Genomic DNA, 17307 nt, shown 5'->3' with positions numbered 1-17307 from the left:
ACGGTTCGCGGCGCAACGCTGGCTGCGCTTTACTTCATCACGAGATCGACGGGCGTTTCCACCACGGTCGAGAGCTCCGACTGCTTCTTGTGCCCGGCAATGGCCTTGAGCGCCACGTCGATGCCGAACACGGCCTGCTTCGCCGCGTATTGATCCGCGGTGGCGAGCACGCGGCCGTCCTTCAGCATCGGCTTGATGGCGTTGATGTTGTCGTACCCGACCACCTGCACCTTGCCGGCCTTGCCCGCCGCGCGCACCGCCGACACCGCGCCGATGGCCATGTTGTCGTTGCCGCATAAGAGCGCCTTGACGTTCGGGTTCGCGTTGAGAATCTGCGACGCGACGGCGTTGCCCTTGTCGATTTCCCAGTCGCCCGACTGGAGCGCGACCACCTTCATGCCGGCCGCGTCCATCGCGTCCTTGAAACCGGCCGTGCGCTGCTGCGCGTTGGTGGTCGTCGAGACGCCTTCGATGATGCCGACTTCGTCGCCCTTCTTCAGGTGCTTGGCGAGATAGTCGCCGACCTGGCGCGCGCCCTTGCGGTTGTCCGGGCCGACGAACGGCACGTTCAGGTCCTTCGACTTGAGCACGTCCTGGTCGAGCCGGTTGTCGATATTCACCACGATGATGCCCGCGTCCGCCGCCTTCTTGATGACCGGCACGAGCGCCTTCGAATCCGCCGGCGCGATGACGAGCGCATCGACCTTCGAGACGATCATCTGCTCGACGATGCGGATCTGCGCGGCCGTATCGGTTTCGTCCTTGATGCCGTTGGTGATGAGCTCGAACTTGTCGGCGTTGTGCTGCTGGTAGTCTTTCGCGCCGTTTTCCATCGTGAGGAAGAACTCGTTGGCGAGCGACTTCATCACGAGCGCGACCTTCGGCTTGCCGGCGCTCTGCGCGAACGCGGGCGATGCGGCGAAAGGCAGCGCGCTGCACGCAACGAGCGCGACGGCGGCTGACAGGACGCGACGGCGAATGGCTGACTTCATGCGGTTCTCCTCCGGTGTTTTGATTGGTGTTGTTTGCAGTTGTCTTGCATGTCACGCGAAACGTGGGCGGTTCAACGTTTGCCGCCGTCGATTCTCGTTCGTGGGAGGCGCGCGGTCAATCGGGCTAACGTGCACTGGGCGCTTCGGACGCACGCGCAATGTGGTCTCGCGCGCGTTCGAAGCCAGCCGCAGCCGCTCAGAGATCGGCGACGGACTGGCCCTCGATCTCGTTGTCGATGATCTTGCGGCCATAGTCGATGCCGGCGCGCGTCGCATCGATCGGGCTCTCGAACGGCTCCTGCTCCGGCACGCCGAACATGGCGGAGCGGCCGCTCTCCCCGGCCGCGTCGCGTGAAATGGTCACGAAGATGTCGAAGTGGCGCGGGCCGTCGTCCGGCTCGTCACGCTCTTTCGCGCGTCGCATGGCCTGCACGTGGATGGCGAAGCCCTTGTAGTGATCGGCGAGCGGTGTGGACATGAAGCGGCTCCTGTCGTGGATCGCGAGAACGCGTCGTTGCGTGAAGGATCACTGCGTCCGCTCGCCGGCGAAAGCGCGTTGCAAGGCGCGGCGCGCGGTCAAAAGAATCAACCTCGAGACTTAACCTTATCGCACACTCAGTTGAAACCTGCTTTGCCATAATGCGCGGGCGAGACGTCGAAACTCGCTTATTCAAGAAGAATCGTCAATTACTCAGGGAGCGTTACATGACCATCCGAGCTACTGCCCTTATCGTTGTTTTGAGTCTTACGCTGGGCACGCATACGGCTTTCGCGGCCAATAGCCAGCAGTCGAAGATGAGCGACTGCAACAAGCAGGCAGGCAACAAAAAGGGCGACGACCGCAAGGCATTCATGAAGAGTTGCCTGTCCGCGACGCCCGCCGCGGCCTCCGCCGCCTCCGCGCCGATGACCCAGCAGCAGCGCATGACTGCGTGCAACAGCCAGGCATCCGGCAAGAAGGGCGACGACCGCAAGGCGTTCATGAAGAGTTGTCTCAGCACCAAGGGCTGATCGCGGCGCGGGCCGCATCGTCTGATTCGCGCCGCGTCGATCGCGTGCGGCGCGGGCTGCCTCCCCTTGCCGTCCGTAGATATTGCACTGCACCCAAGCAAGTGTTTCGCACCGCCGTCTTTTTCTCATAAGATGGCGCGAAGGCGGCCCCTCACGAATACAAGAAACACGCCATCGGCCGCCGCTCGTCTAGCGTGGCGACAAGCCTCGCATGGAGGCAACGGATGGCATGGAAATACAAGAACCGCTGGTTCCGCCGGTGGCTCGTGACGATCACCTTCTGGGCTGTGCCCGTGATGATCGTCGCGGTCAACGAGGTGCGCGAGGAAATGGCCTACAACACGGTCGATCTTCAAAAGGCGCTCTCGACCTGGGAACTCACCGATGCCCAGCGGTCCGCCGGTGCCGCCGCCCGTTGTCACGGCGCGCCGGACGAAGCGCGCGCAGCCGGCTGCCCCGCCGACGTTCTCCAAGCCAACGCCCGCCGCCATCAGGAAGCGCTCGATGAATACGCGCATCGCAAGGCCACCCTCGCCGACTATCTGTGGCATGCCTTCATCGGCTATTGGGTCGTGCCAGCGGCTTTTCTTCTTGCCGTCGGCATCGTGATCGGCGGAATCAAGCGCGCATTGCGGCGACCGTCGCGCGCGCCGGAGCCCGTTCCTCCGACCAAAGTAAAAACGACGAGCCACTGACGCAGGCGACCCGGGTACGGTCGTTGCTACTCGCTACGCGGCGTTGCCGCCGTCACCGTGACCGGTGCGGTGAAATTAATGCAGGGCTTCAGGCAGCGGGGCGGGCGAAATAGCCGGCCATTCGCCGTCGTCAAATCGACGACGCGCGGATGCGACGCAGGGCTTGCGCGGCATGCGCGGAACGCGGTATCTGTGTCCGGTGCGAGCGTCGCGTTGTTGCGTCGCTGTGCTATAACTTGGCGTGCCTCACCCTCCCGCACTATGGGGTTTCCTAAATTCCACGATGGAGAACAATGATGCAAAGACGAAACTTCATGCTCAAGACGACGGCCGTGTTGGCGCTGGGAGGCCTCGCGCTTGCCGGTTGCACGACGAATTCGAATACCGGCGCTGAAAAGGCCGCCGGCAGCGCGGACGATCGCCGCAGCATCGACGCGGACGTCGACAGCACCATCCAGCGGCTCTATGCGACGGTTCCCGGCTCGCGCGAACTGGTCGCGAAGTCGCGCGGCGTGCTCGTGTTCCCGTCCGTGATTCAGGCAGGCTTCATCGTCGGCGCGCAGTACGGCAAGGGCTCGCTGCGCGTGGGTGGCAGCACGGTCGGCTACTACAGCACGACGTCCGGCTCCTTCGGCTTGCAAGCGGGCGCGCAGTCGAAGTCGATCATCTTCCTCTTCATGACGCAGGACGCGCTCGACAAATTCCGCAATTCGGACGGCTGGTCGGCAGGCGCCGATGCATCCGTGGCGCTCGTCAAGATGGGCGCGAACGGCGCGGTCGACACGACCACCGCCACCAACCCGGTCGAAGCGTTCGTGCTGACGAACGCGGGCCTGATGGCCGACGTGTCGCTCCAGGGCACGAAGGTGACGCGCCTAAAGATGTAAGGCGGCGCGCGCCGTCTCACGGTCCCGGCGGAAAGCATGACCGCCGTGCGGCGCGACTCGAGGTCGCGTCGCACGGCGGTTTTTTCGTTTTCGTTCTGGCGGTTCGAGGACTCAGGTCGCCGCGCGATCGATCAGCTTGAAGCGCGAGCGCTTTTGCGCGCGCACCACGGCCTGATACGCGTCGAGATATTGCCGCGCCATGCGGTGCGACGTGAAGCGCTCCTCGAAGCGCCTGCGCACGCCCGCCCGCGAGAGCGTATGCAGCCGGTTCACCGCCGCCACCGCGCCGATCTCGTCTTCCACGATAAAGCCCGACACGCCCTCGTCCACCACTTCCGGCACCGCGCCGCGATTGAACGCGATAACGGGCGTGCCGCAGGCCATCGCCTCGATCATCGCGAGTCCGAACGGCTCGGGCCAGTCGACCGGGAAAACCAGCGCGTGCGCGCCCGAAAGGAAGTCCGCCTTCTGCGCATCGTTGATCTCGCCGATGAATTCGACGTAGGGCAACTCCAGCAGCGGCGCGATTTCGCGCTCGAAGTATTCGTGATCGGCTGCATCGACTTTGGCCGCGATCTTAATCGGCAAGCCGCAGCGCCCCGCGATGCGAATGGCCGTATCGACGCGCTTTTCCGGCGAGATGCGCCCGAGGAACGCCAGATACTTCTGCTCGACGGGCTGCGGCACATAACGCGTCTCCGGCAGGCCGTGATAGACCGTCGAGACCCACTTCGCCTGCGGCAACGGATGGCGCTGCGAATCGGAGATCGAGATCACGGGCGCGGTGTTGAACGTGTCGAAAACCGGCTGCTGCTCGGGCAAGTCGAGCCGCCCGTGCAAGGTCGTGACGAACGGCGTGTCCTGCCGGTTGAAGAGCGAGAAGGAGTAATAGTCCATGTGGAAATGCAGGACGTCGAACTCCTCGGCGCGGCGGCGCACCAGTTCCATCAGCAGCATGTGCGGCGCGATGCGGTCGCGAATCGCCGGGTCGAGGCGCAGCGCGCGCGGCCAGACGGCTTCGAGCTTCGCCGTGGTTTGCGAGTCGCCGGTGGCGAACAGCGTCACATCGTGGCCAAGCTCGACGAGCGCCTCCGTGAGATACGACACGACGCGCTCCGTGCCGCCGTAGAGCTTGGGCGGGACCGACTCGGTCAACGGGGCAATTTGGGCAATCCTCATCGTTCTCGTCTCCATGCGAACTTCGACGTGCGAGCGTGTGCTCGTGTTCTCAATGCGTCGCGCGAGACTGAGTATGACAGCAGACTGTCAGCCGGCTAACGAGGGTTTCCCTCGATCGTTGGATGCGGCAAGCCGGCCCGCCGCGCGACGATTCATTATCGACGGCGACGCGGCGCGAACCGGCGTTCTCTTGCACTTTCATCGCTCTGTTACAGGCCGGAAACAACCGTTTCGCGCGCCTGTTACTTGCGTCGCACGCCGCGAAGGTCGGCCAGGAAATCGTCGCGCCAGACGCCGAGATTGTGCTTGCGCAGCGCCGCCATGTTGGTCTGGTAACGCTGCTGGCGCTCGGCGAGCGGCATGGCGAGCGAACGGGCGAGCGCGTCGCTCATGCCGACGACATCGTGCGGATTCACCATCACCGCGCCCGTCATTTCGCCCGCCGCGCCCGCGAATTGCGAGAGCACGAGCACGCCGGGATCGTCCGGATTCTGCGCGGCGACGTATTCCTTCGCGACGAGATTCATGCCGTCGCGCAGCGGAGTCACGAGCCCGATCTGCGATTCGCGGAACAGCGACATCAGCTTCCAGCGGTCATAGCGCTGGTTCAAATAGCGGATCGGCGTGTAATCGAGGCCGGAATAGCGCCCGTTGATGCGCCCTGCTTCGTATTCGAGGTTCTGGCGGATCTGCTGATACGTTTCGACGTCCGAGCGCGTGGGCGGCGCGATCTGCACGAGCGTGACGTTGCCGCGCCATTCGGGCGATTTCTCCAGAAAATGCTCGAACGCGCGAAACCGTTCGACGAGCCCTTTCGAATAATCCAGCCGGTCGACGCTCATGATGAGCTTGCGGCCTTCGAGACTCTGCTTCAGGTCCATCACGTCCTGCCGCGCCTCGCCGCGCTGCGCCTGTTCCGCGATCTCGTCGGGGAATACGCCGATGCGGTACACGCCCGTCTTCAGCTTGCGCCCGAACGCCTCGACGTGGCCGTCCTCCGTCGCGGTGCCGTGCGCGTGCCGCACGATGTAGTCGTGAAAGGCGGTCTGATCGCCTTCGGTCTGGAAGCCGACCACGTCGTAGCAGCACAACGACCGCACCAGTTCCTCATGCGGCGGAATGTTGAGCAGAATCTGCGGCGATGGAAACGGAATATGCAGAAAGAAGCCGATGCGGTTCGTGATGCCCGCGCTGCGCAGCGCCTCGGCGAACGGAATCAGGTGATAGTCGTGGACCCAGATGACGTCGTCCGGCTCCAGCAGCTTGATGAGCTTGTGGGCGAGCCACGAATTCACGCGGCGATAGCCGGCATATTCGTCGCGGTCGTAGACGGCGAGATCGTTGCGATAGTGGAAAACGGGCCACAGCATCGCGTTCGAGAAGCCGCGGTAGTACTGGTCGTAGTCCTTCTTCGGCAGGCCGACGGTGGCGAACGTCACGGCGCCGTCCTGCACGAGCGTCGGCCCCTGATTCGCGACGCTCTCGCTCACGACGTCCCCGCTCCAGCCGAACCAGACGCCGCCGCTGTCCTTCAGCGCGCCGAACACGCCGACGGCGAGGCCGCCGGCAGAGCCCTTGGTTTCGGTCGGCGTGGCGACCCGGTTGGATACGACGACGAGACGGCTCATAGGCTTTCCTCTTGCGTTTTTTGTGTGATGTGCGGAAATCGCTGTCCGACGTTCGACCAGCAAACGGCGTGCGGGTTTCCGCGCCGCGTCCGATCACCCGAGCCGCTGCAAGAGGCGCGTCGGCGCGCGTTCAGCGTTCCGCCTTGCAGGGAAACGCCTTGCCGAGGCCGAGCGAAACCATCGTCGTGGCGTTGAAGTTCGCCTTGTCGGGGTTGTCCGCGATGTACTTGCGCACCGCGTCCGTCAGTTGCTGCGGCTTCACGTCGGCCGGCAGGCAGAAGTACTGGCCGACTTGCGGCCCCGTGGTGCCGCCGATAGCTTCGATCGTGTTGTACACGCCGTCGGCCGCGCCTTCGATATAGGCGGCACACGCGGTACGCGAGTTCGGGTCGGTCTTGATGCAGAGCTTGTTGAGATCGTTGCCGGTGAATGCGAACGCGCACACGGGCGTCGCAAGAACACAGGCGATGGCGAATTCCCGCAGCATGGTCTTCCTTGTCTGTTGAGCGGCGGCGTATTGGGGCGAGGCGGCCGCGCCTGACCGCGCTCGCCCGGTTTCGAGCGTAGCAGTGTTATTTTGACCCATTTGCGCCGCTTTGAGCAGCGCCGCCTTGCATGGCGTCGAGGCGCGCCTGCAAACCTTCCGCGACGTCCTTCTCGTTGTACTTGCGGGCGAAATCCACCGCCGTCATGCCGATCTGGTTCTTCACGCGCAAATCGGCGCCCTGATCGAGCAGCAGTTTGCACGTCGACAGATGGCCGCCGCGCGCCGCCATCATCAGCGGCGTCGTGCCGTTCGGCGATCCGGCGTCGATGTAGGCGGAGTGGTCGAGCAGAATCTTCACGATGTCGTCGTGGCCGTTGGTCGCCGCGTAATGCAGCGGCGTCCAGCCCTTCTTGTTCACTTCGGCGTCCTTCGCGATCAGCAGATTTACGAACGTCGCGTCGCCGTTGAGCGCGGCGAGCATCATCGCGTTCTCGCCGGCGGAATCGAGCTTTTCGAGGTCCGTGTTCGGGTTGTCGGCGAGCAGCTGGCCGACCTTGTCCGACTTCTCGCGCGCGGCGATGACGAGCAGCGGCGCGCCGGTGTTGTCGACCGTATTCGGGTCGGCGCCCTGCGCGAGCTGCTTCTTGACCTCGGACACGTCGTCGAACTTCACTGCCTTGATGAGCGAGTCCACGGAAGCGGCCCAGACCGGTTGCGCGAACGCACACGCGGCGATGAGCGCGCCCGCGAAAAGCCCGCGCACCGCCGCGCGCCTGCCGCCGCGCGTGGCGGGCTGCGAGCGTGCATTCGTGGCGGACTGAGTGGAAACCATCGGGGAATTGTTCATAGTGGACCTTCGAATTGCCATGAAACGATGAATCGCGCCGCTTGCCTGACCATGCTCAGGCAGCCGCGCGCGCGATCTTGAAAAGCCGGAAGAAGTTGTCGGTGGTCGCTTGCGCCACCGCTTCGTCCGTCTGCTCGCGCAGCTGCGCGATGAAACGTCCGACATAACTCACGTACGCAGGTTCATTCGGCTTGCCGCGATACGGCACCGGCGCCAGATACGGCGAGTCGGTTTCGATCAGCAGCCGGTCAAGCGGCACGCGCCGCGCGACGTCCTGCACGTCCGTCGCCTTCTTGAACGTGACGATGCCGGAGAGCGAGATAAAGAAGTTCTGCGCGAGCGCCGCTTCCGCTACGTCCCACGGCTCGGTGAAGCAGTGCATCACGCCGCCCGGCACGCTCGCGCGCTCCTCTTCCATGATGCGCAGCGTGTCTTCCGACGACGACCGCGTGTGGATGATGAGCGGCTTGCCCGTCGCGTGCGCGGCGCGGATGTGCGTGCGAAACCGCTCGCGCTGCCATTCCATGTCGGCGATGCTGCGGCCTTCCAGCCGATAGTAGTCGAGTCCCGTCTCGCCGATCGCGCAGACTTTCGGGTGCGCCGCCAGTTCGACCAGTTCCGCGACGCTCGGCTCTTTCGCGTCCTCGTGGTCTGGATGAACGCCGACCGACGCATAGACGTTCTCGCATCTCTCGGCGATATCGAGCACCGAGGGCAGCGTCTCCAGATCCACCGACACGCACAGCGCATGCGTGACCGCATGCGCGCGCATCTTGTCGAGCACGTCCGGCAGCCGGTCGGCCAAGCCTTCGAAATTGATGTGACAGTGCGAATCGACGAACATCCCGTGCTCCTTGCTACTGTTTTTGATTCAGGCCGCAGCCGTCGTGGCTTTGCGCGCGTCGTCCAGCCGCAAGCCGAGAATGACGAGATCGCGTTCCACGCCGTCCAGCACCGCGACGCGCGGCAGCGTGCCCCACGCTTCGAAGCCGAAGCTCGCGAAAAGCCTCATGCTCGGCTCGTTATGGCCGAAGACGAAGCCGAGCACCGTATCGACTTGTAGCGACGGCGCCTTATCCAGTGCTTCGCGCAGCAGTTGCTTGCCGAGCCCCTTGCCGCGCGCGCGCTCGTCCAGATAGATGCTCACTTCGACGGTGCGCACATACGCCGGCCGGCCGTAGAAATCCGAGAAACTCAGCCACGCGATCACGGCGCCGCCCTCTTCGACCACCCACAGCGGCCGCGCGTTCGGGCCGTGCGAATGGAACCACGCGAGACGGCTTTCGACGCTGACCGGATCGAGGTCCGCGGTCACTTGCCGCGAGGCGATCGTCGAATTGTAGATGGCGACGATGGCGGGCAGGTCGTCGAGGGTGGCGTCGCGATACGTGAGACTCATGAGCGATGGCGTTGGAAACGAAGCAAGAATTCAGGCGGTGAAAATCCCGCGATACGCGAGAAACAGTTCTTCGAAGACGAGCCGCGCGTTCAGCGGATGGTTCTCCACGGCGCGCTGACGTGTGACGGCCTTGATGCAGCGGGCGAGCGCGGCAGGATCGGCGGCTTGCGCGCAGCGCGCGAGCGCCTTGCCCGCGCCCGGGAAATAACGCGGCCGGCCGGCGGTGCGCTGCGCGAGCACGTCGTAGAGCCAGCGTTGCAGCCAGCCGAGGACCATCGGCACGGGCAGCTTCTGCAGGTTTTCGCCGCACGCGAACGCATCGCAGTTCGGGCCTGCGGCGAGTTGCGCGAGCGTGAAATCGCGTAGCGCGCGGTTTTCGTCGTGCGCGAGCGACAGCGCGGCGAGCGGCGCGCCGCCCGCTTCGGCGAGCAGGCTCGCGGCATCCTCCACGCCTTGCGAGGCGAGCCACGCGCGCGCGGCGTTGGCGTCGGGCAGGCTCATCGGCCATTGCCGGCAGCGGCTGATGATCGTCGGCAACAGCCGGTCGATCCTCGCCGACACGAGCAGAAACACGACGCCCGAAGGCGGCTCTTCGAGCGTTTTAAGAAGCGCATTCGACGCCGCCACATTGAGCGCCTCGGCCGGATACAGCAGCACCACGCGCAAGCCTCCGCGATGCGAGCCGAGGCTGCAAAAGTCCAGCAGCGCGCGCACCTGCTCGATCTTGATTTCCTTGCTGGGCGCGCGCGTTTTTTTGCCTTCGCCGTCGTCGGCTTTGTCGGCGGATGCGTCATCTGCGCCCGACGGTCCGGCGAGCGCGGCAAGCGCCTCGGGCAGCACGGCGCGGTAGTCCGGGTGATTGCCTTGCGAGAACCACAGGCACGCGGGACACGTGCCGCACGGCTCGCCGTTGGGGACGGGCGTCTCGCACAAGAGCCCCTGCGCGAGATGCTGCGCGAACGCGAGCTTGCCGATGCCCGCCTCTCCGTGCAGCAACAGCGCATGCGGCCAGTGCGCGCGCAGTTGCTGGAGGCGTTGCCAGTCGTCGGTTTGCCAGGGGTAGATCATCTTTTTGTGTCGTAGTCTCAAAGGCCCGCGATCACGTCTTTCAGACGCTCGCGGATCGCGTCGATCGGCTGAGTCGAATCGACGATGACGAAACGCTCCGGCGATTCCGCCGCGCGACGCAGATATTCGGCGCGCGTGCGCTCGAAGAACGCGTCCGACTCGCTTTCGAACTTGTCCGGCGCGCGCGCGGCCGAGCGGCGGTCGCTCGCGGTCTCGGTCGGGACGTCGAAAAGCACCGTCAGATCCGGATGGAAACCGCCCTGCACCCACCGCTCCAGCGCCTCCAGCTTGTCGCGCGGCAGGCCGCGCCCGCCGCCCTGATACGCGTAGGTCGCGTCCGAGAAGCGGTCGGACAGCACCCAGTCGCCGCGCGCGAGCGCCGGCTCGATGACCTGCGCGAGATGCTCGCGGCGCGCGGCGAACATGAGGAGCGCCTCGGTTTCGAGGTCCATCGGCTGATTCAGCAGAATGCCGCGCAGCGTTTCGCCGAGCGCGGTGCCGCCGGGTTCCCGCGTCATGACGACATGGTGGCCGCCCGCCGCGATTTTCTCTTCGAGTTGCTGGCGAAACCAGTCGAGATGCGTGGTCTTGCCCGCGCCGTCGATGCCTTCGAACGTGATGAAAGTGCCGCGCGCCATCATTGACCCCGGATGTACTTGTCGACGGCCCTGTTGTGGTCGCCCAGATTGTCGGAAAAGATGCTGCTGCCGTCGCCGCGCGCCACGAAATACAGCGCGCTGCTCGGGGCGGGGTTCAGCGTGGCGCTGAGCGCGGCCACGCCCGGCAGCGCGATCGGCGTCGGCGGCAGGCCCATGCGGGTGTAGGTATTGTACGGAGTGTCCGTCTGCAGATCCTTTTTCTTCAGATGGCCCTCATAGGTCGAGCCGAGCCCGTAGATCACGCTCGGGTCCGTCTGGAGCGGCATGCCGATGCGCAGCCGGTTCGCGAACACCGCCGCCACGAGCGGCCGGTCGGAGGCGCGCCCCGTCTCCTTCTCGACGATCGACGCCATGATGAGCGCCTCGTACGGCGTCTTGTACGGCAGGTTCGGCGCGCGCGTCGCCCACGCTTCGGCGAGGCGCTTTTGCATCGTGCGATACGCCCGCTTGTAGACGGCGAGATCGCTCGTGCCCTTGTCGAAGAGATAGGTGTCCGGGAAGAACAGGCCCTCGGCGGAGGCTTTGTCCACTTCCGTTGCGCCGATGGCTTTCAGCAAGTCGATGTCGCTCATGCCGGCCGTGTCGTGCGTGAGCGCGGGATTGCCGTCCAACTCACTCCGCATTTTCTGCAGCGTCCATCCTTCGATGACGGTCGCAACGTATTCGTTCACGTCGCCGCGCGCGATTTTCTGCAGCACCTCATACGGCGTGATGCCGCTCTTGAACGCGTAGTTGCCGGATTTGAGCTGCGCGGACAGGCCGAGCACGCGCGTCATCAGCACGAACAGCTCGGGCTCGACAGGCACGCCGCCGCGATTGAGCTGGGCGCTCACGCTGCGCAGACTGCTGTGCGGCTTGATGGTGACATCGAGTTCGGCGGGCGAAAGCGCCATCGGCCGATTGGCCCAGTAATAGACGCCGCCCGCGACGGCCGCTGCGAGTATCGCGACGAGCAGCGCGGCCACGACGCATTTCTTCAGGAAAGACACGACGAATAGAGGCAGTAATGGAGTGATGACGGAGAGGTGCGCGCCGATCGGGTCAGCGTGCGACTCCCCTTTTGCAGCCGTTCGGCCGATTTCGACCCGTATTGTATAGATGCGGCCACGCTTCGGTCAGAGCGGAGGGGTGGCTGGATGCGAACGACCGGGCGAACGCGGCACGGCACTTGCGACTCATTCAATTAAGCAGGCGATGAGCGTCTGCCTCGATTTTGGAGAACGACCAAGGAGGAAGAGATCATGAGCAAGGCAATGAGCACATTGATCGCGGCTGTCGCCGCGCTGACGCTGTCGGGCGGCGCGTTCGCGCAGGCGGGCGGCGGCGGCTCGGCGGGCGGTTCCAACGGCGGTTCGACGGGCAGCACGGCGAGCCCGGCGAATCAGGTCAACCAAGGCAACGGCGCGACGGGCGGCTACGGCTCGCCGGGCGCGACCGGCTCCGCCAGCGGCATGTCTGGGGGCGCGCCGAACTCGGGTCTGCCGAGCGCCACGAACGGCACTACCACTACGGCACCTGCGACGAGCAATAACACGCTTGCGACGCCTAGTGTGAGGTCGCCGGCTGGGCAGTGAGGGCTTCACCTGGGCGGACGAAGACGGCAGTGTGGCGCGGATGACCGCGCCACGTCTAAGCAAGCGGAAGCCTGAGAGTCGCTTGAGCCGCTGCTGCCGCTTCCCGCACTTTCGACGCTACGGCGGGTGAACGCCCGCCGTAGCGTCTGATTCAGCAGCTGAACATAACGAACAACCGCGAGCAAGCGCATGCGAACGGGCAGGCGGCCGTCGCGGCACGGGCGCAGTCGGCCGTCTCAACTAGCGGCCCCAATCCGCGACGGCACGCGCGGTCGATTGCCACGAAACGCACGGACTGCGAAGCGTGTTCGGCGCATCTTTGCGCCCGCCCCGCCTGCCCGCTCACTCAACGCGAAGGAAGCGCGACGGTCTCCGCAGAGGCTCAACGCATCGGCCGATTCCACGAGGCCCCGACTGGCCGCGCATCCGAGGCGACTCTCGTGCCACTCAGCAGACATGCGTCTGCCAACGCGAACGCGATAGCCGTGCGCCGTGATGCCACGGCAGCTTGGGCCATCAGACCCTGACCGCGAAGCCTGAAGTTACGCCGCGCCGCCAGCGCGCGAAAACACGCCCCGCCCAACCCCCATATAATGACTTGCCACCTGCGCGGGGCCGGATCGACCGGCCGCGCCTTTCGCATCGACACATCGTCCCTATGAATTCCCAGACCAGTTCCCTCGCCGCCGCCGATTTCGAAGCCGTCAGGACCGCGGGCGTCCACATGCCGCTCACGCAGTTCGGCGTGATCGACGTGAAAGGCGATGACGCCGTCGCGTTCCTGCATAACCAGTTGACCAACGACGTCCAGCATCTCGACGCCTCCACCGCGCGCCTCGCGGGCTATTGCTCGGCCAAGGGCCGCCTGCTCGGCTCGTTCCTCATGTGGCGCACAGCCGACGCCGTGCGTCTCCTGATCTCGCACGACATTCAGGCGCCCGTGCAAAAGCGCCTCTCCATGTTCGTGCTGCGCGCGAAAGCCAAGCTCTCCGACGCGACGCCCGAAGTCGCGGCCGTCGGTTTCGCGGGCGATGTGCGCGCGGCGCTCTCCGGCATCTTCGACGCGCTGCCCGATGGCATCCACGTCAAGGTGGAAGGTCCGCACGGCGCGCTGATCCGCGTGCCGGATGCCGCGGGCCGTCCGCGCTTTCTGTGGGTCGGCACGAAAGCCGATATCGAGGCGCACTTGCCGGAACTCGACGAAAAGCTGCGGCGCGGGCCCGCCGAACTGTGGGACTGGCTCGACATTCACGCGGGCGAGCCGCGCATCACGCAGCCGACCGTCGAGCAATTCGTCCCGCAGATGGTCAACTTCGACGTGCTGGGTGGCGTCAACTTCAAGAAAGGCTGTTATCCGGGTCAGGAAGTGGTGGCGCGCAGTCAGTATCGCGGGACCATCAAGCGGCGCACGGCGCTCGCGCACGGCGAAACGGCCGCGCCCGGCGCGGCGCTCTTTCATTCGGACGATCCCGGTCAGCCGTGCGGCATGGTCGTGAATGCCGCGCCAGCCGAAGGCGGCGGCGTCGATTGTCTCGTCGAAATCAAGCTCGCGGCGCTCGATAACGGCTCGGTGCACGTCGGTGCCGTCGATGGCCCGCGCCTCGACTTTCTGCCGCTGCCGTATGCGTTTCCGTCCGACGTCTGATCAGCCATGTGCCTGATCGTATTCGACTGGCAGCCCGACGCGCGTTCCAACGACGGTCGCCCGCTGCTGACGCTCGCCGCGAACCGCGACGAGTTCTTCCGCCGCGAGGCCGAGCCGATGCACTGGTGGACCGATGCGCCCGGCGTGTTGGCCGGCCGCGATCTGACGGGCGGCGGCACGTGGCTCGGCGTGAGCCGCGACGGCCGCTTCGCCGCGCTGACGAACTATCGCGCGCCGAGCGAAATGCGCCCGGATGCGCCCACCCGCGGCACGCTTGTGAGCGCGTTCCTCGCGGGCGAGCGCGAAGCGCCGCTCGATTATCTGCGGCGCGTGGCCGAGCAAGGTCATCGCTATAACGGCTTCAATCTGCTATGCGGCGATTTTGCGCGACGCGAGCTCGGCTGGTACGGCAATCGCGCCGACGCGCCGCCCGCGCTGCTCGAAGCCGGCGTGCACGGTCTCTCGAACAGCCTTCTGAATACGCCATGGCCGAAGCTCGTCGCGCAGCGGCAGGCGCTCGCCGATCTGATTCATGCCGGCGAGCATCCGGCGCTCGACGTTCTTATCGACACGCTGCGCGACCCGCGTATCGCTGATGACGAACATTTGCCGTCCACCGGAATTTCGATCGAGCGGGAGCGCGTGCTGTCGGCGGCGTTCATCGAGACGCCCGAATACGGCACGCGCAGCACGACCGCGCTGCGGGTGCTGCCTCGCTTGGGTGGCCTTTCGCTCACGATCAAAGAGCGAAGCGATGATGATGGTTCGCATCGGGTCGTCAGACCGGGGAATGTCGAGCGGGCGTTTTCGTTCGACGTTGCGTGAGTGTGGCTTTCGGGGTCCGCAGCGTGTCTGCGTTCGCCGCTTCCGATACCGAACGCCTCATCGCGGCGCTGACGGACGGCTCGCATCGTCGAGTTGGGGGGACGCGCAAAAGTGCTGCGCCTGAGCTGTCGAACGCGCCTCTCACCGCCGCTACCGCATACGCGTGCGCCTGCGCCTGCGCCTGCGCCACTTACGGCACGAAGCCGGCCATTTTGATGAACTCGTGGACCATGCGCGGCGCTGACGGACGGCTCGAGTGCCGCGCCTCAGCTCTCAAACGCGCCCTTCAGCGCCGCTACCGCATCCGCATGCGCCGGCGCTACTTCCGGCACGAAGCCGTCATCTTGAAGACGCGTGGATCAGGCGCGGCGCTGACGGACGGCCCGCATGGTCGAGTTGGGGGACGTTCGAAAGTGCCCCGCCTCAGCTCTCGCACGCACTCTTCAGCGCCACTACCGCATCCGCGTGCGCCTGCGCCGCTTCCGGCACTAAGCCGCCATCTTCAAGAACCCGTGGATCACGCGCGGCGCTGACGCACGCCCCGCATCATCGAGTTGGCAAGAGTTCGAAAGCGCCGCGCTTTAGCTCTCGAACGCCCCCTTCAACGCCGCCACCGCATCCACATGCGCCTGCGCCACTTCCGGCACGAAGCCGCCCATCTTGAAGAACTCGTGGATCATGCCTTCGTAGCGCGCGAGCGTCACCGGCACGCCCGCGGCCGCGAGCTTCGCCGCATACGCGATGTCTTCGTCGTAGAGCGGATCATGGTCCGCCGCCGCGATCCACGCCGGCGCCACGCCCACGAAATCCGGCTGGCCGCCCGCTGCATCGAGCGGGGCGAAGCGCCAGTCGTCGCGGTCGCGGTCGTCGCGCAGATAGTGGGCGAAAAACCATTGAATCGTCTCGCCCGACAGCAGATAGCCCTCGGCCAGCCGCGCATGCGATTCGCTTTGCTGCCGCGCGCTCGTGCCCGGATAGATCAGCAGTTGCAGCCGCAACGCGATGCCCGCGTCGCGCGCGAGCACCGCGCAGACGGTGGCGAGCGTGCCGCCCGCGCTGTCGCCGCCGATGGCGAGCCGCGCCGGATCGATGCCGAGCATCGGCGCTTCGCGCGCGAGCCATTGCAGCGCGTCGAACGCGTCGTTCACGGCGACCGGGAATTTGTGCTCCGGCGCGAGCCGGTAATCGACCGATACCACCGCGCAGCGCGCGTCGTGCGCGAACTTGCGGCAGAGCGCGTCGTGCGTCGCGATGCTGCCTACCGTAAAGCCGCCGCCATGCAGATACAGCAGCGCGGGCGCGGGCTCGGCCCAACTCGGCGCGGCGGGATGATAAACGCGTACGCCGATCTCGGCGCCATCGCGCATGGCGATGCGCATGTCTTCGACGCTATAAAGCGGCAAGGGCGCGATATCGAGAATCGGCGCGCTCATTGCATACGCGGCGCGCGCCTCGTCGGGCGTAAGCGTGTGATACGGCGGACGGTTCGCGCGCGCGACCATGTCGAGAATCTGCGCGATCTTGGGATTGAGCGGCATCGTCACGCGTCCCGCTTCGTTTCGCCCCTGACCGACATCGGATCGCTCGGGTTGCGCAGTTGCGCGATATCGTCGAGCCGCAGGCGAATCGACGCCATGATGCCCGGATGCGTGATCACGTAGAAACGGCCATCGCGGACCGCATCGAACGTCATCTCGGCGATGTCGCGCGCCGAGAGCCGCCCGCTTTCCACCGCGCGCGCCAATTGCCGCGCGGCCATTTTCTGCGATGCGGTGAGCGGCGCGTCGTTGGCCAGCGCGTCGGGCCGGGAGCGCTCGGCGTTTGCAATGCCGGTCGGCACGAACGCTGGGCACAAGAGCGACACGCCGATGGACGCGCCCGCGAGCCGCAGATCGTGATACAGCGTCTCGGTAAGCGCCACGACCGCGTGCTTCGATGCGTTGTAGACGCCCATCGCGGGTGCGGCGAGCATGCCCGCCACCGACGCCGTGTTCACGATATGCGCCGGCTCCGCCTGCTTCAGCATGATCGACGTGAACGCGCGCACGCCGTTCGCCACGCCCATCACGTTCACGCCGAAGACCCACTGCCAGTCTTTCGCGCTGTTCTCCCAGACGAAGCCGCCCGCGCCCACGCCTGCGTTGTTGAAGAGCAAATGCACGCCGCCGTATGCGTCGAGCGCGGCCTGAGCGAGCGCATCGACTTGAGCCGCATCGGAGACGTCCGTGCGCACGCCGAGCGCATCGCCGCCTTGCGCGCGCACGGCGTCGACGGTGGCGGCGAGCGCGGCGTCGTCGATATCGGCGAGCACGAGCTTCATGCCGAGCGACGCCGCCTTGTACGCGAACTCGCGGCCGAACCCGCTGCCCGCGCCGGTGATGACGGCGACCTTGCCTTCGAAACGATCCACG

Annotated in this window: 19 protein-coding genes; 6 read left to right on the top strand and 13 right to left on the bottom strand. The window is 65.7% G+C overall.

The window, feature by feature from the left end:
• Positions 1–29: 29 nt before the first annotated feature.
• On the bottom strand, positions 30–992 hold the full coding sequence (locus HWX53_RS08495; protein WP_175940315.1) for a sugar ABC transporter substrate-binding protein: 963 nt from the start codon (positions 990–992) through the stop codon (positions 30–32).
• 196 nt (positions 993–1188) lie between these two features.
• Positions 1189–1470, bottom strand: coding sequence for a hypothetical protein (locus HWX53_RS08490; protein WP_175940314.1), 282 nt, complete (start codon positions 1468–1470; stop codon positions 1189–1191).
• Between the two features lie 227 nt (positions 1471–1697).
• Here HWX53_RS08490 and HWX53_RS08485 point away from each other — a divergent pair, with 227 nt between their 5' ends.
• The 3 genes from HWX53_RS08485 to HWX53_RS08475 all read left to right on the top strand — a co-directional run bounded on the left by HWX53_RS08485 (position 1698) and on the right by HWX53_RS08475 (position 3585).
• Entirely contained in the window at positions 1698–2003 is a 306-nt protein-coding gene (locus HWX53_RS08485; RefSeq protein WP_175940313.1) for a PsiF family protein, read from the top strand.
• A gap of 224 nt (positions 2004–2227) precedes the next feature.
• Positions 2228–2698: a hypothetical protein gene (locus HWX53_RS08480; protein ID WP_175940312.1), complete on the top strand. Its 471-nt coding sequence runs from the start codon at positions 2228–2230 to the stop codon at positions 2696–2698.
• Between the two features lie 296 nt (positions 2699–2994).
• The gene (locus HWX53_RS08475) at positions 2995–3585 is read left to right on the top strand and encodes a YSC84-related protein (RefSeq protein ID WP_175940651.1); all 591 of its coding nucleotides are present in this window, start codon (positions 2995–2997) and stop codon (positions 3583–3585) included.
• Between the two features lie 111 nt (positions 3586–3696).
• Here HWX53_RS08475 and HWX53_RS08470 read toward each other — a convergent pair whose 3' ends face one another.
• From HWX53_RS08470 to mltG, 9 genes are all read right to left on the bottom strand, one after another.
• Positions 3697–4764, bottom strand: coding sequence for a glycosyltransferase family 4 protein (locus tag HWX53_RS08470; protein ID WP_175940311.1), 1068 nt, complete (start codon positions 4762–4764; stop codon positions 3697–3699).
• Between the two features lie 242 nt (positions 4765–5006).
• Complete coding sequence (otsA, locus tag HWX53_RS08465; protein WP_175940310.1) at positions 5007–6392, bottom strand: alpha,alpha-trehalose-phosphate synthase (UDP-forming); 1386 nt, start codon at positions 6390–6392, stop codon at positions 5007–5009.
• A gap of 130 nt (positions 6393–6522) precedes the next feature.
• Positions 6523–6879: a Rap1a/Tai family immunity protein gene (locus HWX53_RS08460; protein ID WP_175940309.1), complete on the bottom strand. Its 357-nt coding sequence runs from the start codon at positions 6877–6879 to the stop codon at positions 6523–6525.
• An 85-nt stretch (positions 6880–6964) separates the two neighbouring features.
• Positions 6965–7726, bottom strand: a complete 762-nt coding sequence (locus HWX53_RS08455) for an ankyrin repeat domain-containing protein (RefSeq protein WP_175940308.1) — start codon at positions 7724–7726, stop codon at positions 6965–6967.
• A gap of 55 nt (positions 7727–7781) precedes the next feature.
• On the bottom strand, positions 7782–8570 hold the full coding sequence (locus tag HWX53_RS08450; protein WP_175940307.1) for a TatD family hydrolase: 789 nt from the start codon (positions 8568–8570) through the stop codon (positions 7782–7784).
• A gap of 27 nt (positions 8571–8597) precedes the next feature.
• Complete coding sequence (locus HWX53_RS08445) at positions 8598–9125, bottom strand: GNAT family N-acetyltransferase (RefSeq protein WP_175940306.1); 528 nt, start codon at positions 9123–9125, stop codon at positions 8598–8600.
• A gap of 30 nt (positions 9126–9155) precedes the next feature.
• Complete coding sequence (locus tag HWX53_RS08440) at positions 9156–10193, bottom strand: DNA polymerase III subunit delta' (RefSeq protein WP_175940305.1); 1038 nt, start codon at positions 10191–10193, stop codon at positions 9156–9158.
• Positions 10194–10210: 17 nt separating this feature from the next.
• Positions 10211–10831 carry a dTMP kinase gene (gene tmk, locus HWX53_RS08435; protein ID WP_175940304.1) on the bottom strand — a complete coding sequence of 207 codons (621 nt, stop codon included), beginning with the start codon at positions 10829–10831 and terminating at the stop codon, positions 10211–10213.
• Positions 10831–11841 carry an endolytic transglycosylase MltG gene (gene mltG, locus HWX53_RS08430; protein WP_175940303.1) on the bottom strand — a complete coding sequence of 337 codons (1011 nt, stop codon included), beginning with the start codon at positions 11839–11841 and terminating at the stop codon, positions 10831–10833. Before mltG ends, tmk begins: the two co-directional genes overlap by 1 nt.
• Positions 11842–12093: 252 nt before the next feature.
• Between mltG and HWX53_RS08425 the strand changes: the two genes are divergently transcribed.
• From HWX53_RS08425 to HWX53_RS08415, 3 genes are all read left to right on the top strand, one after another.
• Positions 12094–12426, top strand: coding sequence for a hypothetical protein (locus HWX53_RS08425; RefSeq protein ID WP_175940302.1), 333 nt, complete (start codon positions 12094–12096; stop codon positions 12424–12426).
• A 658-nt stretch (positions 12427–13084) separates the two neighbouring features.
• Positions 13085–14071 carry a folate-binding protein YgfZ gene (locus HWX53_RS08420; RefSeq protein ID WP_175940301.1) on the top strand — a complete coding sequence of 329 codons (987 nt, stop codon included), beginning with the start codon at positions 13085–13087 and terminating at the stop codon, positions 14069–14071.
• A 6-nt stretch (positions 14072–14077) separates the two neighbouring features.
• The gene (locus HWX53_RS08415) at positions 14078–14896 is read left to right on the top strand and encodes an NRDE family protein (protein ID WP_175940300.1); all 819 of its coding nucleotides are present in this window, start codon (positions 14078–14080) and stop codon (positions 14894–14896) included.
• 581 nt (positions 14897–15477) lie between these two features.
• Here the strand turns inward: HWX53_RS08415 and HWX53_RS08410 are convergent.
• Together HWX53_RS08410 and HWX53_RS08405 are read right to left on the bottom strand one after the other, a co-directional pair.
• Entirely contained in the window at positions 15478–16434 is a 957-nt protein-coding gene (locus tag HWX53_RS08410) for an alpha/beta hydrolase (RefSeq protein ID WP_175940299.1), read from the bottom strand.
• Positions 16435–16436: 2 nt separating this feature from the next.
• Complete coding sequence (locus HWX53_RS08405) at positions 16437–17306, bottom strand: SDR family oxidoreductase (protein WP_175940298.1); 870 nt, start codon at positions 17304–17306, stop codon at positions 16437–16439.
• Between the last annotated feature and the right edge of the window lies 1 nt (position 17307).

Source organism: Caballeronia sp. BCC1704, assembly GCF_902833455.1.
Classification (GTDB): domain Bacteria; phylum Pseudomonadota; class Gammaproteobacteria; order Burkholderiales; family Burkholderiaceae; genus Caballeronia.
Note: the sequence above shows the minus strand (reverse complement) of the source record. Positions and strands in the feature narration are given on the sequence as shown.